The following is a 24,303-nucleotide window of genomic DNA, read 5'->3' as shown; positions in this document are numbered from 1 at the left end:
CATGATCGACGACGTCCGCGATCACTGGTACTGGCGTCCGGGTTGGCGGCAAGGACGATCCTTCTACACCTGGCACATCACCCTCCGCTACGCGTCCGCACTCGCGGCACTGCGCAGCAGCTACGACCCACTGCTGTCCTCGCTGCCCGAACTGACGCCCGTCCCCCGCCAATGGCTGCACCTCACCCTGCAGGGCGTCGGTTACGCCGACAAGCTCAGCTCCGACGACTTGAGCCCGATCGTCGACGCGACGCGCCGCCGGCTCGAGTCGTTCGCTCCGTTCAGCGTGACCGTCGGCCCAGCAGTCGTCGACGTCGAAAGCCTGCAACTACCGGTCCGCCCCGCCAACGAACTCCGTCGGCTCCGAGTCACGCTCCGCGATGCGATCCACGAGATCTGGGGCGAGGACTCACTCCCCGCCAACCCCGACCTCGACCCGCACATCTCGCTGGGCTACTGGAACCAGTCGGCCCCGGCAGAACCACTCCGCAAACGCCTCACGGAGTTCGGCGACAAGTCCACCCAGCTCTACATCAACGAGGTCAGCTTGATCGACTTGAACCGCGACCACCTCTGCTACCAGTGGACGCCGTACGTCACCATCACCCTCGGCCGCCCCCATGACTGACCCCCTCCCGGAGATGTCAGCCGAGGAGAGCTCAGCCCGCGTGATCCGCGCGCTCCTGGACTATCGGTCCATCTGGACCACCCACGACCTCGTCGAGCTCAGCCAGGCCCCGAGTGTCGACGTACGCCGCATCATCGACGACCTGCAGGCAGAGTCGCTAATCGAGCGCCGACGCGGCGGCATCATCGCCGTACCCGACTGGTCTCTCTTACTCAGCCGCTGGGCCGCCAACTCCCCCGTACTAACAACCAGCCAACTCTCCCGCTGGAAGGCCCCCAAGGACCTCTTCGACCGCCTCGCCACCAGTCCCCTCAAATACGCCCTCACCAGCGAACACGCAGCCGCCTTCTGGACCGCAACCCCCACCGCGAACAACGCCCTCATCTACACCCCAGACGCCCAATCCGCCGCCACCGCCTGGCGCCTCACCCCAGCCCCCAGGGGCGACATAGTCCTCGCCGAACCCCCACTGGACGTCGTCTACCTCCGCCGCCGCAGCACCCCGACCGGCCTCCGCCTAGCAGCCCCGGCCCAAGTCCTGGCCGACCTCCTCAGCACGTCCAACGGCAGGCCCACCCCCGTCTCCACCAACCTCACCAACTGGATGCACGCCCACCTCTTCGAATGGCGCTACTGACCCCCACCCCGCCCGGCCCGGCGCGCCGATGACGCCGCCGGCCGGGCCGGGGCAGCGCGGTGTCCTGAAAGGACACTACGAGCAGATCGGCACCGGCCCGATCGCTTACCTCGATGAGACCTACCATGTCGAAAAGGACGGCAGGTCGCGCTTCTACGTCATGGCAGCCGTCGTCGTGCTCGAGCCCGATCGTGATGCCCTGCGCAACGAACTCGACGACCTCGTCCCCACGGGCTGGTGGCACACCACCAACGAACTGCGCTCCACAGACGGTCGGACACACGTCCGAACCCTGCTGGAGACCCTCCGGGTTCCAGATGAGACGTGCTTGATCGTCGACAAGGTTTCGGTCGACGACGATGACGACAAGGACGGGACACGTGCTCGCGGGGCCGTCCTGGGACGGCTCCTGACCGCACTACACACGGCAGAGCACGGAACTCACCCACCGGTGGAGCTCGCGGTCATCGAAGAACATCGCATCGCTCGCATCAACAACTACGACCGAGCCATCAGAGCGGACCTGATCGTATCTGGGGCGATCGCTCAATCGATGGCACTGGTATCGGTCTCGCCCGGTTCGGAGCACCTGCTGTGGTTGCCTGATCTTGCGTGCAGCGCCTACCGCCAGAAGAAGGTCGGCGCGCGCGGCGACCTGTTCGCGGTGATCGAGGACCTCGCACACGTCATGAGGCTCCCCTAGAAACAGCAAACCCCCGGCTGCCGTAGCTACACCGAGGGCCAACCTGGCTCACTAACCCGAAGGGTCAGAAGCCGAAGCCTTTGCTGCATATGAGTGTACCCGGTTGGCCGCTTGCTGTCAGTGACCGACTCGGGCGGCTCAGAGGGTGCAGTTCACCAGGACTGGTTCGTTGACGAGGGTGATGGCGAAGGCTTGGTGGACTTGGGAGCGGACGTGGGTGGCCAGGGAGAGGAGGTCCTTGGCGGTGGCGGTGCCTCGGTTGGTGAGGGCGAGGGTGTGTTTGGTGGAGACGGCGGCGGCGCCGAGGGTGAAGCCCTTGGGGATGCCGGCGTGTTCGATCAGCCAGGCGGCGCTGGTTTTGGTGCGGCCGTCGGGCTGGGGCCATTGGGGGGCACCGGCGGGGACCTCGGCGGGGGTCGCCAGGAGGGGGTTGGTGAAGAAGGAGCCCGCGCTCCAGGTGTCGTGGTCGGTGGGGTCCAGGACCATGCCTTTGCTGCGGCGGAGGGCCAGGACGGCTTCGCGGACGTCGGTCATGGGGGCGCGGGCGTCGGGTTCGACGTCCAGGACGCGGGCCAGTTCGGCGTAGCCGATGGGGGCAGAGAGGTTGCCGAGCTTCAGCTGGAAGGCGACCTCCAGTACGACGAAGCGCTCGGGCGCGGACTTGAACATCGACGACCGGTACTCGAAACCGCAGTCGGCGGCGAAGATCGTGCGGATGCGGGATTCGGCGCGGTCCCAGACGCGGACCGAGGCGATGGTTTCGGCGACCTCGTGGCCGTAGGCGCCGACGTTCTGGACGGGGGTGGAGCCGGTCAGGCCGGGGATGCCGGACATCGACTCGAGGCCGCTCCACTGTTCGGCGATCGCACGCTGGACGACGGCGTCCCAGTCCTCGCCGGCCTGGATGTGGATCATCGCGCCGGAGCAGGCGTCGGCGTCGACCTTGATGCCCTTGGTGGCGATCTTGATCACCGTGCCGCGGAAGCCGTCGTCGCCGATCACGACGTTGCTGCCGCCGGAGAGCAGCAGGACGGGTTCGGCGGCCGCGTCGGCGTCGCGGACGGCGGTGATCAACTCGTCCTCGGTGGTCACCTCGACGAGTTTGTCGGCCGGCCCGCCGATCCGCAGGGTGGTGAAGCCGGCCAGGGGTACCTGGGTTCTCACGAGACGCGCACGACCGCCCGGGACCGGCCGAGGACCTTCTCGCCGCCGAAGATCGCGGTGATGTCGAACTCGGCGAGTCCGTCGGCGACCTTGTCGGCCTTGGCGGAGAACGTCACCTCGGCGCCGTCGGCGTCATCCGGTACGACGACGGGCTTGGTGAACCGTACGCCGTACTCGACCAGGTCGGCGGGGTCGTCGAGCCAGTCGGTGACGACGCGGACCGCGGAGGCCATCGTGAGCATGCCGTGCGCGATCACGCCGGGCAGACCGAGGGCGGCCGCCATCCGGTCGCTCCAGTGGATCGGGTTGAAGTCGCCGCTGGCGCCGGCGTACCGGACCAGGTCCTCGCGGCGGAACGTCACGGTCAGCTCAGGGAGGACGTCACCGGCAGCGATGGTCTTCATGAGTCCGCCCGGTTGTGCGAGATCGTGGAGGTCGAGGTGGCGATCGGCTCGCCGTCGACCGTGGTGAGGGCGGTTTCGTACATGATCACCTCGACGTCACCGGCCTTGCGGACGGTGGTGATGGTCGCGGTCGCCGCGATGTCGTCACCGGCCTTGATCGGGCGGGTGTAGCTGAACTTCTGCGCGCCGTGCACGATCCGGTCGAGCCGCAGCCCGAGCTCCTGGTCGTTCAGCAGCTGCTCCAGCGCCCGGCTGCCGAGCATGAACGCGAACGTCGGCGGTGCCACCGCGTCGTCACCGGTGTACGCCGGGTTGTCGTCGCCGATCGCGGCGGCGAACTCCCGGATCTTCTCCCGGCCGACCTGGTAGCTCTCGGCGGCCGCATAGCTCCGGCCGACCATCGTGGCGTCGATCGTCATAGCGCCAGAGCCTACTGGCAGACTGACCCCCGGGAAGCCGCCACCCAGCAAACCGTGAGACCCGACTGGGGAAGGTTGAACGTGACGGCAGTAACGGCGCTGGCCAGGTACGCGCCTCGCTACAAGCTGGAGATCGGTACGCCGAGTGGCCCGGAGTGGCTGCGGGTGAGCCACATTCTGGAGCCGGACGGTCCGGAGCTGACCGAGCTGCTCAAGCGGGACAACGACGCGAGCGGGCACGTCTCGGCGCATGCGAACGCGCTGAGCCTGATGTCCTTCTACGCGGGCCGCGCTCCGGCGGCCGCACTGCTGCTGTGGGCGCTCGAAGGGCACGTGCTGGACATCCGGCCGCAGAACCTGTGGGTAAGACCACACGACGGCCACGGGCTGGCCGCAGTCGCCATCGGGTCCGCCGACTACCTCCCAGGCGGTCTGGAGACCCTGTACGACGTCGTGCTGCGTCAGCACCTGCTCCCGCTGTCGGAGGAGCTGCACCGGCGGACCAGGGCCGGTCTGCGCCAGGTGCACGGTGGAGTGGCAGCGGGCTGCGCTATGGCGTTCTGCGCGGCCACCCGCGAGGAAGAGTCACTCGACCCCGGGTTCCTGCTGGAGCGCTGGCAGACGTTCGCGGCGAAGGCTCCGGCCGGGCTGAACAAGCTGGGCGACGTGGAGCTGGCCGGCGGGAAGCTGGTCTACCTGCGGAAGACCTGCTGTCTCTACTACACGAGCGAGTCCGGCGATGGGGCGCTCTGCGGCTCCTGCTGCCTGACACCGCGCGATGAGCGACTGGCGGCGTACGAGGCCGGCCGCCCGATCGTGACCGTCTAAACGGCACAACGCAGTGCTGGATACAAAGCAAAGGGCCGCCCCGGCGTACCGGAGCGGCCCTCGCGAAAGACTGCTGAGGTCAGCGGGTCTCGCGGTGGTCCGTGTGGTCGTTGCAACGCGCGCAGTACTTCTTCATCTCCAGGCGATCCGGGTCGTTGCGCCGGTTCTTCTTGGTGATGTAGTTCCGCTCCTTGCAAACCGTGCACGCCAGCGTGATCTTCGGGCGGATGTCGGTCGACTTGGCCACTGCTGCCTCTTTACCTCATGAGTGCGCAACTTGGGTGATCGCACTCTCGAATACTGCGTTGCGTGGTAGCGGGGGCGGGAGTCGAACCCGCGACACCACGATTATGAGCCGTGTGCTCTAACCACCTGAGCTACCCCGCCGGGAGAGTTCTTCAGGTCACCCGGCGCACCGGATGACCTGTCGATCTCAGAGCCCCTTTACGGAATCGAACCGTAGACCTTCTCCTTACCATGGAGACGCTCTGCCGACTGAGCTAAAGGGGCGGGCCGAGGAGAGAGATTACACGGTCTGCCGCCTCGATGTGAAATCGAGCCAGGCGCACTGTGTGCCCCCCTCTGTCCGACTCGGAAATCATACCGGGTCCCGAGTAGTGCTTTTGACCATCCCCCGATGTCGAGATCGGTGACCCGGCTTCGTCTTAGGTATATAGGCACCCAGCGACGAGAGGACGATCAGATGAGCGCGCTACCCCCAGTGGTCTCCGCCGAGGAGTGGGAGAAGGCCCGGGCCGAGTTGCTCACCGCCGAGAAGGCGGCGACCCGGGTCCAGGACCAGCTGGCGGCGCAGCGAAGGCGGCTGCCGATGGTCCAGTTCGGCGACTACACGTTCCAGTCCCCGACCGGTCCGGTGACGCTGCTGGAGCTGTTCGGCGAGCACCAGCAGCTCGCGCTCTACCAGTTCATGAACAACGGCCCGGACCACTTCTGCCCGGGCTGCACAGCCTTCACCAGGAACGTGCCTGACCTGAGCGGTCTGGCCAAGCGCGGGGTGGCCTGGGCGACCGTCTCGGACATGCCACTGGCCCAGATGACCGGCTACTGGGAGCAGATGGGCTGGCAGGTCCCGTACGCCTCCTCGGCCGGTACGACGTTCTCCGCCGACTCCGGCGCCGGGGGCGGCTTCCTGCTCAGCGTCTTCCTCCGTGACGGCGACGCCGTCTACCGGACCTACTCCACCTACTCGCGCGGAGTGGACCGGCTGCTGTTCGAGAACAGCGTCCTCGACCTGGCGCCGTACGGCCGGCAGGAGGAGTGGGAGGACTCCCCCGCCGGCTGGCCACAGCACCCGACGTACGGCTAGTTCCAGACGCGTGAGGGGTACGACGAACGCAGTACCGGAAGCACGTCTGTGACGAAGGTCTCCACCGAGGCGCGGTTCTCGGCCTCGGGGAGGCCCGCCACCTCCAGCGAGACGCCGGACAGCTCGTGGCCGAACGCCTCCTGGTAGCGGCCGAACTTGTCGATCACCTGTTCCGGCGACCCCACCAGCACCGACCCCTGCTCGAGGAACTCCTCCAGCGTCTTGAACGGGAGCTGGTTATGACGAGCACCCGGTGAGTCCATGAACGCGTCGAAGATCGGCCGGTAGCCGTCCAGCGCGTCCTGTGAGCTCTTGCGCACGTAGAGCCCGTTGAATCCGGCCCCGACCACCGCATCGGCCGGGTCGCGCCCGTACGCCTCCCAGCGCTCCCGGTAGTGCCGGATCAGACCGGCGTACTTCGCCAGCGGGTGGAATCCGTTCGCCGAGAACAGCGGGTCGCCAAAACGAGCGGCCAGCTCGGTGGACTCCTCAGAAGACGCAGACCCATGCCAGAGCGGGATGCCATCAGGACGGAAGGGCCGGGGCTGCGTGGTGGCATCGACCAGATCAGGCCGGTACTGACCAGACCAGCTCACCCCAGTCTCCCGCAGCAGCCGCCGGAGCAGTTCGTACTTCTCCCGGTTCCGGTCCCACTGCCCGTCCAGGTCGTACCCGAACAGTGCGTTCTGGTCCGGGTCGTTCCCCTTCCCGATGATGATGTCCAGGCGCCCACCAGACAGCTGGTCCAGCGTCGCGTAGTCCTCAGCCACCCGCACCGGGTCCAGCAACGACAGCACGGTCACAGTGGTCAGCAACCGGATCCGCGAAGTCGATGCGGCGAGGTAGGACAGCACCACCGGCGGGGACGACGAGATGAACCGCTGTGCGTGCCGCTCCCCCACGCCGTACCCGTCGAACCCGAGCTCCTCGGCCCACTGCGCCTGCCGGACCACGTGCTGAAAACGCTCGTACGTCGTCAGCTGCGCACCACTGATCGGGTCCGGGGAGTTGTCGATCAGGGTGTAGGTACAGAACTTCACCGGACCTTCTTCTCGCCGGCCGCCACCGGCAGTCCGAGCCGGTTGCCTGTCACCGGCGCCGGGCAGGTCCCGAAGGCAGTGAACGCGAACGGCAGGTTGATTGCGCGGTTGAAGTCGATCAGCACCGACCCGTCGCGTTCCACGACTCCAGTGGTCACAGTGCGCCAAGGCGCAGTCTCAGAGCCGTTGGTGTCGTCGTGGAACGACAGCGAGAGCCGACCGTCCGATGCAGCCGTCGCCACCAGCTCGTACGCCGACTCCCCCAGCGCGAGGTGGACCGTACCGACCGCAGTGACGTGCTGACGCAAGTCATCGCGCGCAGTGGACACCTCGACCCGCTCGGGAGCACCGTACGGCGTGTACCAGCCGCGCACCGCCCATTCCGGATCCAGCGGGTACGTCGGTACGCCGGTGAACCCCTGTCGAGTCGCGGCACCGGGGTCCCGCTGCCGGACGGCGTACCGACCGCCTCGCAGCACCAGCTCGATCAAGCGGTCGCCGAACAGCAGCCAGCTGAGCGAACCAGCCTCAGCGACCGACGCCGACACTGTCCCGTCCACAGGTGAGCCGTTCAGCGTCAACGAGCCTTCAGCCGTGACATGCGCCCGCCCGTCAGCAGCCCACCACTCTCCTGGCAGTCCAGCCAGCGCAGCGGGCTCAGTAGGAAGCCAGTCGAACCCGACGATCGTCAGCCAGCCGTAGTCCGTGTTCAGGTCCTGCTCACGCGCCGCATGCCACGTGTGCCAGTCCTGCTCCAGGTCCGAGACAACTGTCATGAGGCCAGGTCCTTCCGGGATTCACGGTGGGCGATTTCGGAGCGGACCAGCGGGATGACGTAACGGCCGAAGTCGACCGCGTCGTCGTAGATGTCGTAACCACGCGCCGAAAAGATCCGGATGCCCAGGTCGTAGTAGTCCAGGAGCGCTGCGGCGATGGTGTCCGGCGTACCGACCAGTGCGGTCGAGTTGCCACCGCCTCCGGTCAGACCGGTCGGTGCGGTCCAGAGAGCGCGGTCGTGCCGATCCCCTTCAGACACTGCCTTGAGCAGCCGCTGCGAACCGGCGTTCTCCGGGTTGGTCCGCGAGCGCAGCCGCGCCTTGGGAGACGGCGTACCGGCCTGGACGTCCTTGATCCGGCCGAGGATGCGCTCGGCCTTCTCCCACGCGAGCTCCTCGGTCGCGCCGATGATCGGCCGGAAGGCGATCTGGATCGTCGGCCGGTCCGCCCGCCCGGCTCGCGCAGCCTCAGCGTCGATCGTGGCCAGCTGCTCGCGTGTCCCGGCCAGCGGCTCACCCCAGAGCGCGAAGATGTCCGCCTCGGCCGCACCGACGGCGTACGCGGCGGCGGACGAGCCACCGAAGGAGATCCGCGGCCGCGGCTGCTGCAGCGGCTTGATGTCCGCGACGAACTGCTCGAACTGGTAGTGCTTCCCCGCGAAGTCGAACCGCTCGTCGGAGGTCCAGGCCTGCTTGAGGATCTGGATGAACTCCTGCGTCCGCCCGTACCGGTCGTCCTTGCTCAGGAAGTCGCCCTCGGCGGCCTGGTCCGCGGTCGACCCGCCGGTGATGACATGCACCTCGAACCGACCGCCGCTGATGTGGTCCAGCGTGGCGAAGGTCTTGGCGGTCAGCGTCGGGTAGGCGACGTTCGGCCGGTGTGCGACGACGAGGTTGATCCGCTCGGTGCGACCGGCGACGTACGCCGCGACCTGTGCCGGATCGGGAGAACCGGAGTGGTACGCGAACAGGACCCGGTCCCAGCCGTTGTCCTCGTGGGCGCGCGCCAGTTTCGCGGTGTACTCCAGATCGAGGGCACCACCGGTGCGCGGCTCGACCTCACTGGCCGGGTTGGTCCCGGCGATCCCCAGGAACTCAACTGGCATGACGTTCTTCCTTCCGTACGGCGGGTGCAAGTGCCCCGCGTTGGAGGTTGCGTTAGCGATAGCGGTGTTCAGGTGCGTGCATCGCGGTGCCGGAGGAGCGGCCTCGATGCTTTTCCATCGTGGCTGTTCCTCTGGTGCCGTGAGGTGCGTGCCTGGGCGCCGGTAGCGCAACGGAATCTCCGACGCGGGGCACTAGCAAAGTGAGCAGATTCCGGGCGACGGCGTCGTTCTGCCGGAAGCCGGGACCGTTGAAGTGCGGGCGGGAGAAACCGGACGAGCCGGCCGAACCAGAAACCGACGGCCCGAGCAGGAACAGCCCCGGATGCACAGAACCGTCAGCGCGGATCGCCCGGCTCTGCGCGTCGGCCTTGAGCTGACCGCCGCCGAGGCTCGTCCCGTCAGTGGCGAACAACTCGTCAGCCGCCAACGTCCCGTCCGCCAGAAGTCCACGCAGCAAGGGATCCGTGGCAGCCAGTACGTCGGGCCGCGGCAACCGTGCCTCGACGAAAGCACGGGCCTGGACCGTGCCGGCCACTGCCGGAGACCGCGCGACGAAGTGATCGTTGTCGATGGCAACTTCCAGGTCGGGCCCGGCGAACCGGACGATTCCGGCGCGATGCAAGGCGAGCAGCTCCTCGAGCCGGCGCGGCGGCGGACCGCTGGCCACGAACGAGAAGAACCCGTGCCACTCGGTCTCGACCCGTCGTACTCGATCCTCGTCGGACAACCGGCCCTCGGTGATCGCGACCGACAACACGCTGTAGATGCTCAGCAACGCGTTGAAGACCGCGAGATCGGCCGAGTACTCCGGGTTGGCGCGGCGAAGCAGGTCATTCTCGATCAGCTCGGTCAGGAACTGTTCGAACGTGTACCAGTCATCGAAGAACCGTCCGTGCAACGGCCGATCCACGTCCGACCGCACGAATCGATCCAACGGATCCGGTACGGCGGTCTCCACGGCCGCGACAAAATCCGGTGCATCGGGCAACGATCGGTCCAGGACATCCCGGAAGAGAGTCCATTCCCAGCGAGTGCGTTCGGGGTGCGCACTGAACAGCTGCTGGTAGTGCGCGAAGGCCAGTTCCTTGTCGATCAGCGGCTGCAGCTGACTGTCGAAGTCGAGCACGCCATCGCCAAGAGCGTCGAGTGCGGCCTTGGTCAGGTAGCGCGTCGGAACGGGCTTGGTTCCGGCGACGGTGTAGCCGAGTTTCGCGTGATACGGCACGCCGCGCCGGGAGCCGACGTACAGGATCGGCTCGGCGCCGGACGGGTGATACGTGAGTAGGCCGTCATGTTCGTCGTACCAGCCGCCGCGGGCCTCAGTGAGCAGGACCATCAGGTCGATGAAGGCCTGACCGAAGCCGCGGACGATGACGCGTTCACCGGGTTGCAGGCCGCCCAGGTCGACGTCGGCCGTGTAGCCGGGTGGGATGTAAGTGAGACCAGCCGCCGCGGCCTTGTTGGCCCAGGCGATTTCTGATGCCGTCGGCAACCGATCGAGATACCCGAGAGCCAGTACGACGAGGTCTGCCTGGATCTCGTGTCCCGACGCGAGGATCACGCGCTGGTCGGGTGTCAGCTCGACCGCCCGCTCGAGATGGGTGGTCACCGTGGCCGGTAGGTCGCCGACGACGCGTTCCCAGACCCAGGACAGGTACTCCGCCTGGACCAGTCGCGGCGGAAAGTCCATCGGACCGGGCTGCTCGATCCCGGCCCGTTCCAGGATGGTTGCGCCTGCACCAGCGACCCAGGTCGCGAGGTCGGGACCTGGGCGGATCGGACCTTCGCATTCGACCGACTCGTCGGTGAAGATCGTGACGTCCGAGGTCATCGAGTTCATCCAGAGCAGGCGGGACTGCTCCCGCCGCCAGATCCGGCCGCCACCCGCGGGGAACGGGTCGACGACATGGATCTCGACCGGTCCGTCGTCGAGTAGCTCACCCGCGTTGGCGGCGAACCGCTCGAGCAGGCCGACCGTGCGTGGTCCACCGCCGACGAAGACCACGGTCGGGCGGCGGTGAATCGTGCTGACACTCATTGGGTGAGCCCGAGATGCGAGCGGAGCGTCGTACCGGTGTATTCGGAGCGGAAGACGCCGCGTTCGCGCAGCAGGGGGACGACGCGGTCGACGAAGTCGTCGAGGCCGCCGGGGGTCAGGTGCGGGACCAGGACGAAGCCGTCGGCTGCGTTCTCCTGGACGTGGCGGTTCATCTCGGTGGCGACGGTTTCCGGCGAACCGATGAAGGTCTGACGGTTCTGCTGGTTGATCACGGTCTGCCGCAGGGACCAGCCGTTCGCGTCGGCGGCCTCGCGCCATTCCTTGATGATCGACGCCGGATCGTTGAAGCCGGCGCGGCCCTGGGTGACGGTCGAGCCGATGACAGGACCTTCAGCAGGCAGTGGACCGTCCGGGTCGTACGCCGAGAGGTCGCGTCCCCAGATGAGCTCGGCCAGCACGATCGCGGTCGGCCCGGACACCTGCTGCTCGCGGATGTGTCGCGCCTTCTCGACCGCTTCGGCGTCGGTGTCGGCGACGACGACCGTCACCGCGGGCATGATCTTCAGCGACTCCTCGGTGCGGCCGTGCTTGGCCAGGCGGTCCTTCACGTCTTTGTAGAAGGTCTGCCCGGCCGCGAACGAACCGTGCCGGCTGAAGATCACGTCCGCGCCGGAGGCCGCGAAATCGCGCCCCTGATCGCTGTCACCGGCCTGGATCACCACCGGCCGCCCTTGCGGCGACGGCGGCAACCCGAACCGGCCGCGGATCCCGAAGTGCGCGCCCTCGTCCGCAAAGGCCCCAGTGCCTTCACGGGCGAACACACCCGCCTCTTGATCCAGTACGAGGTCGTCGTCGGCCCAGGAGTCCCACAGCTTCCGGACGATCCGGAGTGACTCCTGCGCCCGGACGTAGCGGTCGGCCTTGTCGAGGTAGCCGCCGCGGCGGAAGTTCTCGCCGGTGAACGCATCCCAGGAGGTGACGACGTTCCACGCCGCGCGACCGCCGGACAGGTGGTCGAGGGTCGCGATCCGCTTGGCGAGTTCGTACGGTTCGTTGAACGTCGAGTTGACGGTCGCTGCCAGGCCGAGGTGTGTGGTGACCGCAGCCAGCGCGCTGAGCACGGTCAGCGACTCCGGTCGCCCGACGACATCGAGGTCGTGGATGCGGCCCTTCACTTCGCGCAGCCGCAATCCCTCGGCCAGGAAGAAGAAGTCGAACGTACCGCGCTCTGCTGTCGCCGCAAGGTGTTTGAACGACGCGAAGTCGATCTGCGAACGGGACTCCGGGTCGGCCCACACCGTGGTGTTGTTCACGCCCGGGAAGTGCGCCGCCAGATGAATCTGCTTCGTCATCGGGCCACCCCGTTCGCATACCGATTGACCGGCCGCGCAAGCCCCAACCTGTTCCGCAACGTCGTCCCAGGCCGGTCAGCAGCCGTCACCCCCAGCAACGGCAACAACTTCTCCGCAATCACCGGTACGTCGAGCTCCAACGAGGCCGGCCTGAAATGCACCCCATCCACCCCAGCCACCTGCCACTCCCTCACCAGCTCGGCCAGCCCCTCAACCCCACCGACGTAGTCGAAGGAACCACCTTCCGCCCGCCGCTCAGCCGCAGCAGAGTCGTCATCCAGCAGTACGCCGACCGACACCAGCACCCGAGGCCCCCCACTCCCCACCGCCGGCTCCACCCCGTCGCCTCGGATCGCTTCCACCCGCGCCGCGAGGTTGTCGGCCCCGGGCAGCAGGACCAACTCGGCGTCGGCTGCGGCTTCCAGTGCTTCGGGTGTGTTCACTCGGACTGCTGTTAGCGGGTGGCCCTGTGGGGGTCTTGGGACGATCGAGGGGCCTTTGATGTTGAAGTTCGGGCTTTGGTAGTCGACGTAGTGGAGGCGGTCTCGGTCTACGAAGCGGCCGGTGGGGGCGTCGCGGATGATGGCGTCGTCGTCCCAGGAGTCCCAGAGGCGGCGGCTGACATCGACGACGTACCGGGCTTCGCGCCAGAGGTCGGCGGCCGGGGCGGGTTCGCGGCGGCCGATGACTGCGGCTGCTTCGGCGGAGGTAGAGACGTCGGCCACCCAGCCACCGCGGCCGGAGGAGACGTAGTCGAGGGTGGCAACCGAGGCCTGCACGTGGAAGGGCTCGGTGTGGGTGACTGTGATGGTCGGCAGCAGGCCGATGCGTGAGGTGGCGGGGGCGATCCGGGCCGCGAGGCCGAGGGCGTCCAGTCGCACACTCACCGCGCCGGCTGAGTCAGCCGGCGCCTCCAGGGTGTCGGCGAAGGTGGCGATGTCGATGCCGGCGGCCTCGGCACGTTGGACGGCGCGCAGAGCTAGCGAACCGGTGAGGATCGCCCCCGGGTCTACGTCCGCTCCGCGCCACGCACCTGGGTGTCCGCCGGCGCCGTCGATCTCGAGGGCGGTGATCAGTCGACGACTCATGAGGCCACCTTGAAAGCGAGGGTGAGGTCCTTCGTGAACGGCAGTGGGCCGATCGACTCGGGGTCGGCGTCGACATCGAACTGCGGTTCGAAGCCGACGGCTCGGTAGAGCGCGGCGGCCTCGGGTTGGCGAGGGCCGGTGGTGAGATAGAGCTTGCGGTAGCCGAGATCGGCGGCGGCCTGCTCCAGTTCCGCGAGTACCCGGCGACCGAGCCCTTGGCGACGATGCAGGTGTGAGGTCCACATCCGCTTCACCTCGGCGGTCTGGTCGTCGTACCGGCGAATGGCACCGCCGGCCACGGTCTGACCGCCGTACCGGAGCAGGACGAACGCGCCGCCGCTGTCCGCGTGGAAGTCGGTCGGTGGGACCTCGGTGAGCTGGGTGTTCTCGTTCGTGCGGCCGTAGCGGGTGCTGTACTCGACGACCAGGTCCGCGAGCAGCGGCGCGGCCTCGGGGTCCTCGGGGCGAGCCCGGAGCACCTCGATCGCCGCGGCCTGCACCGGTGGACTGTCGATCACCTCTCCACCTTCGACGGCCGTCAGGAAGCCCTCGACAACCTGGTAGAGCGGCACCGACGCGGCCTGATCGAGCAGTACGCCGCCCCCGTCGTACAGGTTGATGTGTGACGAGAGGACGAACCAGCCCTGCGTGATCGCGCCCGGACCGAGACTGGAGAGCACCGGCCGCAACGCGTAGTCGATCACCAGCACGTGCGCCGGCGTCCCACCCGTTGCCAACGGCAACACGGTCTTGCCCTTCAGCGCGTACTGCGGCAGCAGGTCGAGGAACACCTTGAGCAGACCGGCGTACGCCGCCTTGTACACCGGAGTCGTGACGACGACGGCGTCGGCCGACTCGAGGGTCTTGACCGCGGCCGCGATACCGGGGTCGTCGGCGTCGCCGTGCAGCAACGGCTCGGCCGGGAGGTCGCGGAGCACGATGGGGGTGACCTCGTGGCCGTGACTGATCAGACGCTTGGTGACGTAGTCGAGGACGGCGTCGGTCCGGGACGGTACCGACGGGCTGCTGGAGATCGTTGCGATGGTCGCCATGTTTCTCCTACTCGTGCACTACTTGGCTGGAGGCTTGGGAAGGCCGGGCGGGTTGACCAACGACTTCGGGACGGCCTCGTCGTTGAGCCTCCACTTGGCCAGCACCTTGGCGTAACTGCCGTCGGCGATCGCCGCGTTCAGGGCGTCGGCCAAGGGCTTGACCAGGCCGTTGTCCTTCTTGGTGGTGACTCCGACCAGCCCCTGGATCGGGTAGCCGGACGACACCGTGCCGACGATCTCGGTCTGGTGCTGGGTGGCGACGTGATAGGTCGCGTTCGGGTTCGGCCCCAGGTACAGGTCGATCCGGCCGGACTGCAGGGCCAGGAAGGTGTCAGCGGACTGCTGGTAGTACTTGAGGTTCGCGGCCGGCCGGCCCGCGGCGGTGTTCTGCTTGTTCCACTCGAGCAGGATCGCCTCCTGCAAGGTGCCGGAGCTGACCGCGACGTTCTTGCCGCTGATGTCGGCCGGGCCGGCGATCTTCAGGCCGGAACCCTTCTTCGCCTCGAACGCATGCAAACCGAGCCGGTACGTCGCGAAGTCGTACTTCTCCTTGCGCAGCTCGGAAACGCCGATGTTGGAGATGCCGACCTGGTACTTGCCGGAGTCCAGTCCGAGGAACAGGTTCTCCCAGCTGGTCGTCTGCACCTCGGCCTGCAGCCCGAGAACACTGGCGACGAGATGCGCGATGTCGATCTCGACACCGATCGGTGTCTTGTTGTCGTCGGCCGTGAACCCGAGCGGCGGCTGACCACCACCCGCCGAACCGTTGCCCACCACAAGCTTCCCGCTGGTTCGGACGGCCTCCGGCAGTTCGGCGGCGATCGAGTCGACCTTCGCCGTCGTGATGTGCACCTGCTTCGCCGACGTGTCGAACGAAACCGCCGACGCATCACCCTGCGGCGCCGCGGTAGGCGGATCGGCGCATGCGGCCGCCGCCAGAAGCAGCACCCCACCGAGCGCCGCCGACCTCCACCCCGCACCGCGGGCTCCCCGGCGCGCTTCTTGTGTTGATCGCATGGTCGTCCTCAGTTCGTGATCGGTAGGCCGGGTGGGTTGATCTCGGACTTCTCGACCGCTTCCGACGCGACGTTCCAGCGCGCCAGCACCTTTGCGTAGCTGCCGTCGGCGATGGCCGCGTTCAGCGCCGCCTGGTAGGCCTCGACGAGTCCGCTGTCCTTCTTCGTCGTCGCCGCGATCAGCCCCTGCAGCGTCGGTCCCGCACCGGAGAACTTGCCGATCGACTCCGTCTCCCCGGAGGTCGCGATGTGGTACGCGATCGACGGGTTCGGTCCGAAGTAGCCGTCGATCCGCCCGGAGCTCAGCGCCAGGTAGGTGTCGGTGTTCTTCTGGAAGTACTTGATCGTGGCGGCCGGCAACCCGCCCTTGATGTTCTCCTCGTTCCAGTCGACCAGGATCTTCTCCTGGTTCGTCCCGGACCCGACCGCGATCGTCTTACCGGCGATGTCCTTACCGGACGTGACCTTCCAGGTCCCACCCTTCTTCGCCTCGAACGCGATGTCGTCCTTGCGGTACGTCGCGAAGTCGTACTTCTGCTTGCGTTTCTCGGTGACCGTGATGTTGCTGAACCCGACGTCATACTTGGCCGAGTCGAGTCCGACGAACAGGTTCTCCCAGCTCGTCACCTCGATCTCCGGCTTGAGTCCGAGCTCACCGGCGACCAGATACGCGATGTCGACCTCGAGACCGATCGGGGTCTTGTTGTCGTCGGCGTAGAAGCCGAGCGGCACACTGCCGCTGCCGTAACCGCCACCGACGATCAGGGTGCCGCGCTCCCGGATCTTCGCCGGCAGCAACGCGGCCGCCGCGTCGTTCTTCTTCACCTCGACCCGCTTCTGATCCGCCGAGGTGTTGACCCCACCGGTGTCGGCCGCGACCTGGGTCGTCGGGTCGGCGGTGCAAGCAGTTGCTGCCAGCAACACGGTGGCTGCAACGGCGAAGTACAGGGGACGTTTCATTTCAGCTTCCTCAGAGGACTTTGGAGATGAAGGCGCGAGTGCGCTCGTGGACGGGGTTGTCGAGCACCTGGTGCGGCGGTCCCGACTCGACGATCACGCCGCCGTCGATGAAGACCACCGTGTCGGCGATCTCCCGGGCGAAGCCGATCTCGTGGGTGACGACGACCATCGTGGAACCGTCGCGGGCGAGCTCCTTGATCACATCGAGGACCTCACCGACCAACTCGGGATCGAGCGCCGACGTCGGTTCGTCGAACAGCAGCACCTTCGGTCGCAGCGCAAGGGCCCGGGCGATCGCGACCCGCTGCTGCTGACCACCGGACAGCTGCCGCGGATACACATCGGCCTTGTCGCCAACGCCGACCCGCTCCAGCAGTTCGCGGGCGAACGGTTCGACCTCACTGCGCTTGCGGCGCTGGGATGAGACCGGCGCCTCGACGACGTTCTGCAACGCGGTCAGGTGACCGAACAGATTGAAGTTCTGGAACACGAACCCCACCTGCGAACGCTGGTGCAGGATCTCGCGCTCACGCAGTTCGTACAGCTTGTCGCCGCGGCGCTTGTAGCCCATCAGCTGGCCGTCGATCCGGATCAACCCGCGATCAACCTTCTCCAGATGGTTGATCGACCGCAGCAGCGTCGACTTCCCCGAACCGGACGGTCCCAGGATCACCGTGACAGTGCCTGCGCGAACCTCGAGATCCACACCCTTGAGAACCTCGAGTTCCCCGAAACTCTTGTGCACGCCCTTGATATCCACCATCGCGCTCATCGGGACGCCCTCGCCTTCAGGTCGCCCCAAGTCCGCCGTACTCGCTGGATAGGTGTCGGCGGCAACGATCTCGCCGTACCGCGGGCGAAGTGCCGCTCGACGTAGAACTGGGCGATCGACAGCAGCGTGGTCAGGACGATGTACCAAACTGTTGCCACCATCAGCAGCGGGACGACCCGGCTGTTCCGGCCGTAGATCACCTGCACCTGGTAGAAGAGTTCGGGGATCGCCATCACCGAGACGATCGACGTTCCCTTGAACAGGCTGATCACCTCGTTGGCGCCGTTCGGCAGGATCGACCGCATCGCCTGCGGAAGCACGATCCGGAAGAACTGCCGCAGCTTCGGGATCCCCAGCGCCGCAGCGGCCTCCACCTGACCGGCATCGACCGAGATGATCCCGCCACGAATGATCTCCGCCGCGTACGCCGCCTGGTGCAACGCCAGCCCCAGTACGGCGGCACCCAGCGGACCGAACAGGTTGTTCGTACTGAAGTGCACGAACTCCGGTCCGAACGGGATGCCCAGGCTCAGTTCCTGATACAGGTAAGCGATGTTGAACCAGAACAGAAGCTGCACGATCAACGGGATCGAGCGGAATGCCCAGATGTAGCCCCAGGCAACGACCTGGAGAAACGGACTGCTGGACAGGCGCATCGTCGCCACCACGGCACCGAGCGCGAAGCCGAGCACGGTTCCGTAGACGGTCAGCTGGATGGTCACCCAGAGCGCGGAGAAGATCGTCCGGGTGGTGAAGAACTGGAAGAACGTCGGCCAATCCCAGCCAGGGTTGGTGACCAGCCCGTGGACGAACATCGCGAGCAAGGTCAGAACGACGACGACACCGACCCAGCGCCACGGGTGACGGCGAGCGATGACAGGCAGATCGGCATCGGCCGGTACGCCGTTTGCCGGTGGATCGGCGGTGTCCGGTGCGGACGTGAGTGAGGTGGTCGACACGTGTTCTCCCTGGCGGTGGGCAGGCTGACGCGGACGTCCGGACCCGGACGTCGAAAGGGCAGTACTAGAGAGCTGTCAGCGCCGACAGAGTGCGCTGGAGACCCGCAGCAGGTCGATGTGGAGGCGGTAGTACGGCAGTGCGCGCGTCATCTCCGTCTCCTTCGTTTGCCACTGAAATCTGCGGACTTCACCCAGTATGGGACGAACTTGAAAGATCAGTAAGTTAGTGGACAAACCTCTCATTATATGGACGGCTTATATCGGGCCCCGGGGCCGTGGTACGCCAACTTCACGGGTGATCCCGGTCACGCGGTGATCGCCGTTTCAAGCACCTGCCGCCACGCCTGAGCGCGCACAAGGCGAAGGACGGCAGTCGCTCAGTGTCACCGAATTCCGTGATCCGGTTGCAATCCGCATTTGAGGCCGTCGTGATCTGCTCGTTATGGTCGATGAGCTGCCGAGGACCCCGCCCGGTGGCTACCCCCACCTGGAAGGCCATCGTGTCCTCTCACCCTGTGGCCAAGCACCGTTCGAAGGCCCGTAACAAGCAACGAAGTACCAGCCGCCGGACGCAGCTGGTCGGTCTCACCGCCGCCCTCGCCGCGACCGCGGGCACCATCGGCTTCACCGCCTCCATGGGCGAGGCCTCCACCGCGAGCACCGGACTGAGCCCCTCACAGGCCGACGCTCTCACCGCAGCCCGTGTCGAGCGTCGTGACCTCGGCTCCCGGGACGCGAACCGGATCGACCTCTCGCTCGAGCAGATGAAGGCGTACCAGAAGCGTGCCGCGAACGGAGCGCTGACCAAGCGCCGCGCAGTGGCCCTGTCCGCTGCCAAGGCGAAGGCCGCCCAGCTCGCCGCCGCGAAGGCCAAGGCAGTGGCCGCAGCGAAGGCAGCCGCGATCGCCAAGGAAGCCGCCCTCGCCAAGGCACGGGCCGCCGCCCCGAAGGTCGTCCTCCCGACCACCGGCTACCACCTGACCGCCCGCTTCAACCAGGCCGGCGGCCGGTGGGCCCACAACCACACCGGTCTCGACTTCGCTGCGGCGTACGGGACTCCCGTTCGTGCGGTGATGGCCGGCGAGGTCATCCAGGCCGCCTTCGAAGGCGCCTATGGCCGCCAGGTGAAGGTTCGCCACGCCGACGGCACCGTGACGTCGTACAGCCACATGTCCGAGTTCGACGTCTCCGTCGGCGACAGCGTCACCGCAGGTACGCAGGTCGGCGCGATCGGCATGACCGGTAACACCACGGGCCCGCACGTGCACTTCGAGGTCCTGCCCGACGGCGAGAACCCGGTCAACCCCGACCCGTGGCTCCGCAAGCACGGCGTCACCCCGTAGTCAGGAACCTCTCGACGGTCCCCACGAAGGCGTCGCGCTCGTCCAGCCAAGGATGATGCGCGGCGCCTTCGAGCACGACCGCCTCGCCCTGCGGGAACAACCCGGCGAACTCCGCACCAGCGGCTGTATCCAGCGCAAGGTCAAGCGCCCCGGAGATGACAAGCACCGGTACGTCGAGTTGTCCCAGCGCAACCCTGGTCTCGGCCGGGTCGAACGCCCCGTCGGCGTAGTACGCGCCTAGCGCACCCGGGACCGACAGTTCGTCCTCGAACGCCTGCTGGGCCTGCGCTTCCCCGTCCCAGCGGGCATATCCGATCGGGTTGAGCGCGGACCGCTCCACGTCACCGCCCGTCTGCAGCGCCTCGAACGCCGCCGCGACCTCGCCGTACCAGGGCTCGTCCTTCCGTAGTTCGAGCACCCGGCGGCGACGTTCGGCGGTCAACTGGATGCCGACCGAGGACGGGCTCGGTGTGACCAGCACGAGCTTGGCGATCCGCCCCGGATGCTGGACGACGTACTGCGTCACCAAACTCGCGCCGGCCGAGTGCGCCAGCAGTGTCATCCGCTCCAGCCCGAGGTGGTCGCGGACGGCTTCCAACTCCGCGACCTGCCGGTCACACCGCCAGCTCGCCGGATCCCCCTGCCCGTCCGATCCGCGCGGGTCGACCAGGATCAGCCGACCGGACAAGCCACCGAGATCACCCAGATAGGCGGCCGGCAACATCCCGCCCGGGATGCACACCACCGGCGTACCGTCGCCCTCGACCCGATAGGTCAGCATCAGAGGATCCTCGCCAGGACGAGGTCGTCGACGGGCTTGCCCTCGACGACGAACTCATCGGTGTGCGTGGCCTCCACGACATAGCCATGGCGTTCGTAGAGCCGACGGGCTGCGGTGTTCGATCCGAACACGTGCAGGCTGAGTTTGCGAGCGCCGCGGCTGCGCGCTTCTTCGCTGGCGGCGGTCAGCAGCGCCCCCGCAACCCCGCGGCCCCGAGCCGCCGGGGCGACCGCGAGTCCGTTGATCGCCAGTACGCCGGCACCTTCGGGGAACGGGTACTTGTCCTCGAGCCGCAGGTATCCCACGACGACGCCGTCGTCCTCCGCGACCAGGTGAGCCTCCGGCCCACTTCGCCCGAAGAAGGTGTCACCCATCTTCTCCAGGTACGACGGGAAGCCCGACAACCCGTCCCATGACGTCAGCTCGATCTCCAGCAGCGCCGCGTCGTCGGTTGCCTCTGCCCAGCGAATCTTCGCCTCACTCATCTCACCATCGTCCCCCAGCCGGGAGGTCACTCCCCCGCCGGTGAAAGACTGGAGGCTGTGAGGACCCAGGTGGTGACCGCGGAGGATCGAGCAGCGCTGACGCAGTTCCTGCAGGAAGCCGACCTGACGCTGAGCGGTCTCGACGATCCCGGCGTACTGGTCTGGATCGACCGTGACGAGTCCGGCGCGGTGATCGGCAGTACCGGGTTCGAGCTCAGCACCGACCGCGACCACGCGCTGATCCGCAGCGTTGCCGTACACCCCGACGCCCGCCGCGGCGGCTACGGCACCGTCCTGGCCCAGTTCGCCTTGGACGAAGCAGCTCGCCAGGGCGCCCACTCAGCCTGGCTCTTCAGCCGCCGCTCCGGCCCGTTCTGGCAGCGCCTCGGCTTCCACCCAGCCGATCGCGATGCCCTGGCCGCCGCCCTCCCCCACACCCACCAGGTCCGCCTCTTCACCCAAACCGGCCAACTCCACCGCGAAGTAGCCTGGTCCCGCCCACTCAGTCGCTGACTAGTTCAGCACTGGGAAGAGTGACTGTGACGGTGAGGCCGCCGTTGGGGTTGGCGGTGAGGTCGAGGGTGCCGTGGTGGGTTTCGACGATGCGGGCGACGAGGGCCAGGCCTAGCCCGTGGCCGGCGCCGTACCGGTCCTTGGCGAAAGGCTCGACGAAGGTGTGGACCTGGGCGGGGTCGAGGACCGGGCCGGTGTTGCGCACGATCAGGCGACCCGGTGATAGCGCCAGGGTGACTGAGCCGCCAGGGCCGACGTTGTGCCGGATCGCGTTCTGAACCAGGTTGGTGACCAACTGGTGCAGCAGGATTTCATTGCCCTCGACAACCGATTCCGCGAGCGCGGTCTCCACCGTGATCGCGGCCGCGCGAGCCTCCGACGTCAGCACCGGGAGCGCCGTACGGACGATGGCGGACAGATCGACCGGGTCGAGCTCGACCTCGCGATTGTTGAGCGCGGCGAGACTGAGCAACGCCTCGACGATGTCGATCCCGCGCTGGTTCGTCTCGGCCAGGCGTTTGACCAGCTCAGGCACGTCCTGATGCTCGGGATCGGCCTGCGCGACGTCGAGCATTGTCTTCATCACGGCATGTGGAGTGCGTAGTTCGTGGGATGCATTGGCCGCGAACCGCCGGTACTGGTCGAACGACGCCTGCAACCGATCCAGCATCGCGTCGAACGTGTCGGACAGGTCCGTGAACTCGTCCCGGATCCCGGTCAGCCCGATCCGGTGATCAAGCGCACCGGTGGACGCCCGCTGAGCGGCCGCGGTGATCTCCTGCAACGGCTTGAGCATCCGCCCGGCCAGGAACCACCCACCGACCAGGCCAACAATCGCCAGGAAACCGATCGCGTACGCCGACAGTTTCACCGTCAGATCGAGGATTTCGCCCCGGGTCGGGGCCGGCCGCTCGTCGCGCGGATTGGCGGCGATGAACGGATAGTTCGGCACGATCCGGAACACCAACCACAGGATGCACGCCATCACACCACCCGCGACGACCAGCAGTCCGGCGTAGCTCAGAGTCAGTCGCAACCGGACGGTCAGCCGCGGCCGCCACGTGATCAACGGCGAACTCATGCGCCCATCCGATAACCGACACCAGGCACGGTGTGGATCACCCACGGGTCACCGAGCCGCTTCCGTACGGCGGAGATGGTGATCCGGACCGCGTTGCTGAACGGGTCCGCGTTCTCGTCCCAGGCCTTCTCCAGCAGGGTTTCCGCGCTGATCACCCCACCGCGTGCGGTCATCAACACCTCCAGGACGGCAAACTGTTTGCGGGTCAGTTTCACGAAATGGCCGTCCCGGTAGACCTCGCGACGATACGGGTCGAGCCGCACTCCGGCGTACTCGATCACTGTCGGGGTGGCCGCGGCCGGGCGGCGCAGCAGCGCGCGGAGCCGGACGATCAGCTCGCGCAGCTCGAACGGTTTGGTCAGGTAGTCATCCGCGCCGAGCTCGAACCCGGTCACCTTGTCGTCCAGATCACCGGCCGCGGTCAGCATCAGCACGCGACATCCGATGCCCTGCGCAACGATCTGCCGGCAGACCTCGTCGCCGTTCGGGCCGGGGATGTCGCGGTCCAGCACGACGACGTCGTAGTCGTTCACCGCGACCGCCTCCAGCGCCGCGTCCCCGTCGAAGGCCAGGTCGGCCGCGATCGCCTCCAGCCGCAGGCCGGCCCGGATCGCCTCGGCGAGATAGACCTCGTCCTCCACGACCAGCACCCGCATACCGATATTGAAGCAGGCCGGGGATATCGAAAACGTATGCCGAAACGTTGACGCTCCGGCAACATCGGCTCAGATGAACTGTCGGCATGATCGAAACCACACCTCGTCGCTCCACCGCCCTGACCGGGCTGGTGATCGTTGCCGCGGTCACCAGTTTTGGTCTGACCGCCTGCTCCGCGGTCTCCGCCGCCTCGGATCAGTCCGACTCCTCGACCCCGTCCGGCACTCCGCGCGGCAAGTCGGGCGGCGGCAGCAAGCTCCCGGGCGCCGCGGACGGCAAGTTGCCGTCTGGGACCAGCGCCTTCGACACCGACCTGCCCGGGATCGCCAACCTCGATCCCAAGCTGCGAACGGCCGTCCAGAAGGCCGAGCTTGCGATGAAGGCGGACGGCGTACCGATGCAGGTCACCACCGGCTGGCGGAGCAAGAAGTATCAGATCGAGCTGATGGACAAGGCGATCAAGCAGTACGGCAGCCGCGAGAAGGCCCGAAAGTACGTCGCCGATCCGGACGAGTCGCATCACGTCACCGGTCACGCGGTCGACATCGGTCCGACCGACGCCGACGACTGGCTGATCCGCAAGGGCAACCGGTATGGCCTCTGCCAGACCTACTCCAACGAGATCTGGCACTTCGAGCTGGTCACCACGCCCGGCGGCGACTGCCCGCCGATGACCACACCGTCCTAGCTCGGTTCCTCCGGCGGGTCCGGCAGTACGGCGAGTGGCCGTTGTCCCCAGGCCACGTCATGCCAGCCGCCGAGTTTCCAGCCGATGTTGCGGTAGGTCCCGATCGGTTCGAACCCGAGCGCCTTGTGCAACCCGACACTGGCATCGTTCGGCAGCGTCATCCCGGCGATCGCGGTCCGGTACCCGCGGGCGATCAGCCGCTCGAACAGCGCCTCGTAGAGCGCTCGCCCGGCCCCGGTCCGACGCCGCCCGAGCTCCAGATAGACGCTGACCTCACAAGACCACCGGTACGCCGCTCGTGGCTTCATCGGACCGGCATACGCGTAGCCGGTCACCTGCCCGGCGTCCTCGAAGACCACCCAGGCGTGCGTCTCGAGCGCCTGCTTGATCCGCGCGCCCATCTCCTCCGGCGTCGGCGGCTCGGTCTCGAACGTGATCGCGGTGTCGGTGACATAAGGCGCGTAGATCGCCGCACAGGCTGCGGCGTCCTCCGGGCCGGCATCTCTGATCATGTAACGATAGTAG

The 24,303-nt window shown here is 67.2% G+C and carries 29 protein-coding genes and 2 tRNA genes; 8 read left to right on the top strand and 23 right to left on the bottom strand.

Going from position 1 to position 24,303, the window contains the following annotated elements; all coding sequences use genetic code 11:
* Position 1 precedes the first annotated feature (1 nt).
* From ABD231_RS01970 to ABD231_RS01960, 3 genes are read left to right on the top strand one after another with little or no spacing between them, the layout of a single operon-like run.
* Positions 2-628 (top strand): 2'-5' RNA ligase family protein, encoded by a 627-nt coding sequence (locus ABD231_RS01970; RefSeq protein WP_344144500.1) that lies wholly within the window; start codon positions 2-4, stop codon positions 626-628.
* Positions 621-1,265, top strand: a complete 645-nt coding sequence (locus ABD231_RS01965) for a type IV toxin-antitoxin system AbiEi family antitoxin (protein WP_344144498.1) — start codon at positions 621-623, stop codon at positions 1,263-1,265. The genes ABD231_RS01970 and ABD231_RS01965 overlap by 8 nt, the downstream gene beginning before the upstream one ends.
* Positions 1,266-1,293: 28 nt before the next feature.
* Complete coding sequence (locus ABD231_RS01960) at positions 1,294-1,968, top strand: hypothetical protein (RefSeq protein ID WP_344144496.1); 675 nt, start codon at positions 1,294-1,296, stop codon at positions 1,966-1,968.
* A 138-nt stretch (positions 1,969-2,106) separates the two neighbouring features.
* Here the strand turns inward: ABD231_RS01960 and ABD231_RS01955 are convergent, their stop codons facing one another.
* The 3 genes from ABD231_RS01955 to ABD231_RS01945 are packed head-to-tail and all read right to left on the bottom strand — an operon-like array spanning position 2,107 to position 3,955.
* Positions 2,107-3,132, bottom strand: coding sequence for a UDP-N-acetylmuramate dehydrogenase (locus tag ABD231_RS01955; protein ID WP_344144494.1), 1,026 nt, complete (start codon positions 3,130-3,132; stop codon positions 2,107-2,109).
* Positions 3,129-3,536, bottom strand: a complete 408-nt coding sequence (locus tag ABD231_RS01950; protein ID WP_344144492.1) for a MaoC/PaaZ C-terminal domain-containing protein — start codon at positions 3,534-3,536, stop codon at positions 3,129-3,131. Before ABD231_RS01950 ends, ABD231_RS01955 begins: the two co-directional genes overlap by 4 nt.
* Entirely contained in the window at positions 3,533-3,955 is a 423-nt protein-coding gene (locus ABD231_RS01945) for an FAS1-like dehydratase domain-containing protein (protein WP_344144490.1), read from the bottom strand. The genes ABD231_RS01950 and ABD231_RS01945 overlap by 4 nt, the downstream gene beginning before the upstream one ends.
* An 81-nt stretch (positions 3,956-4,036) precedes the next feature.
* On the opposite strand from ABD231_RS01945, the gene ABD231_RS01940 reads away from it, so the two are divergent.
* Positions 4,037-4,783, top strand: coding sequence for a (2Fe-2S)-binding protein (locus ABD231_RS01940; protein ID WP_344144488.1), 747 nt, complete (start codon positions 4,037-4,039; stop codon positions 4,781-4,783).
* 79 nt (positions 4,784-4,862) lie between these two features.
* On the opposite strand, the gene rpmG is transcribed toward ABD231_RS01940, so the two are convergent.
* The 3 genes from rpmG to ABD231_RS01925 all read right to left on the bottom strand — a co-directional run bounded on the left by rpmG (position 4,863) and on the right by ABD231_RS01925 (position 5,293).
* Positions 4,863-5,030 carry a 50S ribosomal protein L33 gene (gene rpmG / locus ABD231_RS01935; RefSeq protein WP_012923742.1) on the bottom strand — a complete coding sequence of 56 codons (168 nt, stop codon included), beginning with the start codon at positions 5,028-5,030 and terminating at the stop codon, positions 4,863-4,865.
* A gap of 63 nt (positions 5,031-5,093) precedes the next feature.
* Positions 5,094-5,170 (bottom strand) — tRNA-Met (locus ABD231_RS01930).
* Positions 5,171-5,220: 50 nt separating this feature from the next.
* Positions 5,221-5,293, bottom strand: a tRNA-Thr gene (locus ABD231_RS01925).
* 193 nt (positions 5,294-5,486) lie between these two features.
* Here ABD231_RS01925 and ABD231_RS01920 point away from each other — a divergent pair.
* Positions 5,487-6,110, top strand: a complete 624-nt coding sequence (locus ABD231_RS01920; RefSeq protein ID WP_344144485.1) for a DUF899 family protein — start codon at positions 5,487-5,489, stop codon at positions 6,108-6,110.
* On the opposite strand, the gene ABD231_RS01915 is transcribed toward ABD231_RS01920, so the two are convergent.
* The 12 genes from ABD231_RS01915 to ABD231_RS42125 all read right to left on the bottom strand — a co-directional run bounded on the left by ABD231_RS01915 (position 6,107) and on the right by ABD231_RS42125 (position 18,380).
* Positions 6,107-7,150 (bottom strand): LLM class flavin-dependent oxidoreductase, encoded by a 1,044-nt coding sequence (locus ABD231_RS01915; protein WP_344144483.1) that lies wholly within the window; start codon positions 7,148-7,150, stop codon positions 6,107-6,109. The two genes, ABD231_RS01920 and ABD231_RS01915, sit on opposite strands and share 4 nt — an antisense overlap.
* Positions 7,147-7,926: a DUF1684 domain-containing protein gene (locus ABD231_RS01910; RefSeq protein ID WP_344144481.1), complete on the bottom strand. Its 780-nt coding sequence runs from the start codon at positions 7,924-7,926 to the stop codon at positions 7,147-7,149. Before ABD231_RS01910 ends, ABD231_RS01915 begins: the two co-directional genes overlap by 4 nt.
* Positions 7,923-9,032 carry an LLM class flavin-dependent oxidoreductase gene (locus tag ABD231_RS01905; protein WP_344144479.1) on the bottom strand — a complete coding sequence of 370 codons (1,110 nt, stop codon included), beginning with the start codon at positions 9,030-9,032 and terminating at the stop codon, positions 7,923-7,925. Before ABD231_RS01905 ends, ABD231_RS01910 begins: the two co-directional genes overlap by 4 nt.
* Positions 9,033-9,084: 52 nt before the next feature.
* Positions 9,085-11,070, bottom strand: coding sequence for an FAD/NAD(P)-binding protein (locus tag ABD231_RS01900; protein WP_344144477.1), 1,986 nt, complete (start codon positions 11,068-11,070; stop codon positions 9,085-9,087).
* Positions 11,067-12,383: an NtaA/DmoA family FMN-dependent monooxygenase gene (locus tag ABD231_RS01895; protein ID WP_344144475.1), complete on the bottom strand. Its 1,317-nt coding sequence runs from the start codon at positions 12,381-12,383 to the stop codon at positions 11,067-11,069. The genes ABD231_RS01900 and ABD231_RS01895 overlap by 4 nt, the downstream gene beginning before the upstream one ends.
* Entirely contained in the window at positions 12,380-13,471 is a 1,092-nt protein-coding gene (locus ABD231_RS01890; protein ID WP_344144473.1) for an LLM class flavin-dependent oxidoreductase, read from the bottom strand. Before ABD231_RS01890 ends, ABD231_RS01895 begins: the two co-directional genes overlap by 4 nt.
* Positions 13,468-14,523, bottom strand: a complete 1,056-nt coding sequence (gene ssuE / locus ABD231_RS01885) for an NADPH-dependent FMN reductase (RefSeq protein ID WP_344144471.1) — start codon at positions 14,521-14,523, stop codon at positions 13,468-13,470. The genes ABD231_RS01890 and ssuE overlap by 4 nt, the downstream gene beginning before the upstream one ends.
* Positions 14,524-14,541: 18 nt before the next feature.
* The gene (locus ABD231_RS01880) at positions 14,542-15,540 is read right to left on the bottom strand and encodes an ABC transporter substrate-binding protein (protein WP_344144469.1); all 999 of its coding nucleotides are present in this window, start codon (positions 15,538-15,540) and stop codon (positions 14,542-14,544) included.
* Between the two features lie 8 nt (positions 15,541-15,548).
* The gene (locus ABD231_RS01875; protein ID WP_344144467.1) at positions 15,549-16,499 is read right to left on the bottom strand and encodes an ABC transporter substrate-binding protein; all 951 of its coding nucleotides are present in this window, start codon (positions 16,497-16,499) and stop codon (positions 15,549-15,551) included.
* 10 nt (positions 16,500-16,509) lie between these two features.
* Positions 16,510-17,262, bottom strand: a complete 753-nt coding sequence (locus ABD231_RS01870; protein ID WP_425554148.1) for an amino acid ABC transporter ATP-binding protein — start codon at positions 17,260-17,262, stop codon at positions 16,510-16,512.
* A 5-nt stretch (positions 17,263-17,267) separates the two neighbouring features.
* Positions 17,268-18,230, bottom strand: coding sequence for an amino acid ABC transporter permease (locus ABD231_RS01865; protein ID WP_344144464.1), 963 nt, complete (start codon positions 18,228-18,230; stop codon positions 17,268-17,270).
* Between the two features lie 75 nt (positions 18,231-18,305).
* Positions 18,306-18,380, bottom strand: a complete 75-nt coding sequence (locus tag ABD231_RS42125; protein WP_355460830.1) for a putative leader peptide — start codon at positions 18,378-18,380, stop codon at positions 18,306-18,308.
* A 365-nt stretch (positions 18,381-18,745) separates the two neighbouring features.
* Between ABD231_RS42125 and ABD231_RS01860 the strand changes: the two genes are divergently transcribed.
* Entirely contained in the window at positions 18,746-19,573 is an 828-nt protein-coding gene (locus ABD231_RS01860; protein ID WP_344144462.1) for a M23 family metallopeptidase, read from the top strand.
* Here the strand turns inward: ABD231_RS01860 and ABD231_RS01855 are convergent.
* Together ABD231_RS01855 and ABD231_RS01850 are read right to left on the bottom strand one after the other, a co-directional pair.
* On the bottom strand, positions 19,563-20,354 hold the full coding sequence (locus tag ABD231_RS01855) for an alpha/beta fold hydrolase (protein WP_344144460.1): 792 nt from the start codon (positions 20,352-20,354) through the stop codon (positions 19,563-19,565). The genes ABD231_RS01860 and ABD231_RS01855 overlap by 11 nt on opposite strands.
* The gene (locus ABD231_RS01850) at positions 20,354-20,839 is read right to left on the bottom strand and encodes a GNAT family N-acetyltransferase (RefSeq protein WP_344144458.1); all 486 of its coding nucleotides are present in this window, start codon (positions 20,837-20,839) and stop codon (positions 20,354-20,356) included. The genes ABD231_RS01855 and ABD231_RS01850 overlap by 1 nt, the downstream gene beginning before the upstream one ends.
* Before the next feature lie 57 nt (positions 20,840-20,896).
* On the opposite strand from ABD231_RS01850, the gene ABD231_RS01845 reads away from it, so the two are divergent.
* Positions 20,897-21,352: a GNAT family N-acetyltransferase gene (locus tag ABD231_RS01845; protein WP_344144456.1), complete on the top strand. Its 456-nt coding sequence runs from the start codon at positions 20,897-20,899 to the stop codon at positions 21,350-21,352.
* On the opposite strand, the gene ABD231_RS01840 is transcribed toward ABD231_RS01845, so the two are convergent.
* Both ABD231_RS01840 and ABD231_RS01835 read right to left on the bottom strand, forming a co-directional pair.
* A complete protein-coding gene (locus ABD231_RS01840; RefSeq protein ID WP_344144454.1) occupies positions 21,342-22,433 on the bottom strand; it encodes a sensor histidine kinase in 1,092 nt (363 codons plus the stop codon). The two genes, ABD231_RS01845 and ABD231_RS01840, sit on opposite strands and share 11 nt — an antisense overlap.
* Positions 22,430-23,089 (bottom strand): response regulator transcription factor, encoded by a 660-nt coding sequence (locus ABD231_RS01835; RefSeq protein ID WP_344144452.1) that lies wholly within the window; start codon positions 23,087-23,089, stop codon positions 22,430-22,432. Before ABD231_RS01835 ends, ABD231_RS01840 begins: the two co-directional genes overlap by 4 nt.
* Before the next feature lie 86 nt (positions 23,090-23,175).
* On the opposite strand from ABD231_RS01835, the gene ABD231_RS01830 reads away from it, so the two are divergent.
* Positions 23,176-23,778 carry a M15 family metallopeptidase gene (locus tag ABD231_RS01830; RefSeq protein ID WP_344144450.1) on the top strand — a complete coding sequence of 201 codons (603 nt, stop codon included), beginning with the start codon at positions 23,176-23,178 and terminating at the stop codon, positions 23,776-23,778.
* Here the strand turns inward: ABD231_RS01830 and ABD231_RS01825 are convergent.
* The gene (locus tag ABD231_RS01825; protein ID WP_344144448.1) at positions 23,775-24,290 is read right to left on the bottom strand and encodes a GNAT family N-acetyltransferase; all 516 of its coding nucleotides are present in this window, start codon (positions 24,288-24,290) and stop codon (positions 23,775-23,777) included. The genes ABD231_RS01830 and ABD231_RS01825 overlap by 4 nt on opposite strands.
* Positions 24,291-24,303: the final 13 nt, after the last annotated feature.

This window comes from Kribbella yunnanensis (genome assembly GCF_039529655.1).
GTDB lineage: Bacteria > Actinomycetota > Actinomycetes > Propionibacteriales > Kribbellaceae > Kribbella > Kribbella yunnanensis.
Note: the sequence above shows the minus strand (reverse complement) of the source record. Positions and strands in the feature narration are given on the sequence as shown.

Coding starts and splice junctions, on each gene's coding strand:
- ABD231_RS01825 (WP_344144448.1), bottom strand. CDS start 24,290: ATGATCAGAGATGCCGGCCCGGAGGACGCCGCAGCCTGTGCGGCGATC.
- ABD231_RS01830 (WP_344144450.1), top strand. CDS start 23,176: ATGATCGAAACCACACCTCGTCGCTCCACCGCCCTGACCGGGCTGGTG.
- ssuE (WP_344144471.1), bottom strand. CDS start 14,523: ATGGCGACCATCGCAACGATCTCCAGCAGCCCGTCGGTACCGTCCCGG.
- ABD231_RS01890 (WP_344144473.1), bottom strand. CDS start 13,471: ATGAGTCGTCGACTGATCACCGCCCTCGAGATCGACGGCGCCGGCGGA.
- ABD231_RS01920 (WP_344144485.1), top strand. CDS start 5,487: ATGAGCGCGCTACCCCCAGTGGTCTCCGCCGAGGAGTGGGAGAAGGCC.
- ABD231_RS01965 (WP_344144498.1), top strand. CDS start 621: ATGACTGACCCCCTCCCGGAGATGTCAGCCGAGGAGAGCTCAGCCCGC.
- ABD231_RS01945 (WP_344144490.1), bottom strand. CDS start 3,955: ATGACGATCGACGCCACGATGGTCGGCCGGAGCTATGCGGCCGCCGAG.
- ABD231_RS01835 (WP_344144452.1), bottom strand. CDS start 23,089: ATGCGGGTGCTGGTCGTGGAGGACGAGGTCTATCTCGCCGAGGCGATC.
- ABD231_RS01895 (WP_344144475.1), bottom strand. CDS start 12,383: ATGACGAAGCAGATTCATCTGGCGGCGCACTTCCCGGGCGTGAACAAC.
- ABD231_RS01905 (WP_344144479.1), bottom strand. CDS start 9,032: ATGCCAGTTGAGTTCCTGGGGATCGCCGGGACCAACCCGGCCAGTGAG.
- ABD231_RS01850 (WP_344144458.1), bottom strand. CDS start 20,839: ATGAGTGAGGCGAAGATTCGCTGGGCAGAGGCAACCGACGACGCGGCG.
- ABD231_RS01900 (WP_344144477.1), bottom strand. CDS start 11,070: ATGAGTGTCAGCACGATTCACCGCCGCCCGACCGTGGTCTTCGTCGGC.
- ABD231_RS01950 (WP_344144492.1), bottom strand. CDS start 3,536: ATGAAGACCATCGCTGCCGGTGACGTCCTCCCTGAGCTGACCGTGACG.
- ABD231_RS01855 (WP_344144460.1), bottom strand. CDS start 20,354: ATGCTGACCTATCGGGTCGAGGGCGACGGTACGCCGGTGGTGTGCATC.
- ABD231_RS01870 (WP_425554148.1), bottom strand. CDS start 17,262: ATGGTGGATATCAAGGGCGTGCACAAGAGTTTCGGGGAACTCGAGGTT.
- ABD231_RS01880 (WP_344144469.1), bottom strand. CDS start 15,540: ATGCGATCAACACAAGAAGCGCGCCGGGGAGCCCGCGGTGCGGGGTGG.
- ABD231_RS01960 (WP_344144496.1), top strand. CDS start 1,294: ATGACGCCGCCGGCCGGGCCGGGGCAGCGCGGTGTCCTGAAAGGACAC.
- ABD231_RS01970 (WP_344144500.1), top strand. CDS start 2: ATGATCGACGACGTCCGCGATCACTGGTACTGGCGTCCGGGTTGGCGG.
- ABD231_RS01840 (WP_344144454.1), bottom strand. CDS start 22,433: ATGAGTTCGCCGTTGATCACGTGGCGGCCGCGGCTGACCGTCCGGTTG.
- ABD231_RS01875 (WP_344144467.1), bottom strand. CDS start 16,499: ATGAAACGTCCCCTGTACTTCGCCGTTGCAGCCACCGTGTTGCTGGCA.
- ABD231_RS01910 (WP_344144481.1), bottom strand. CDS start 7,926: ATGACAGTTGTCTCGGACCTGGAGCAGGACTGGCACACGTGGCATGCG.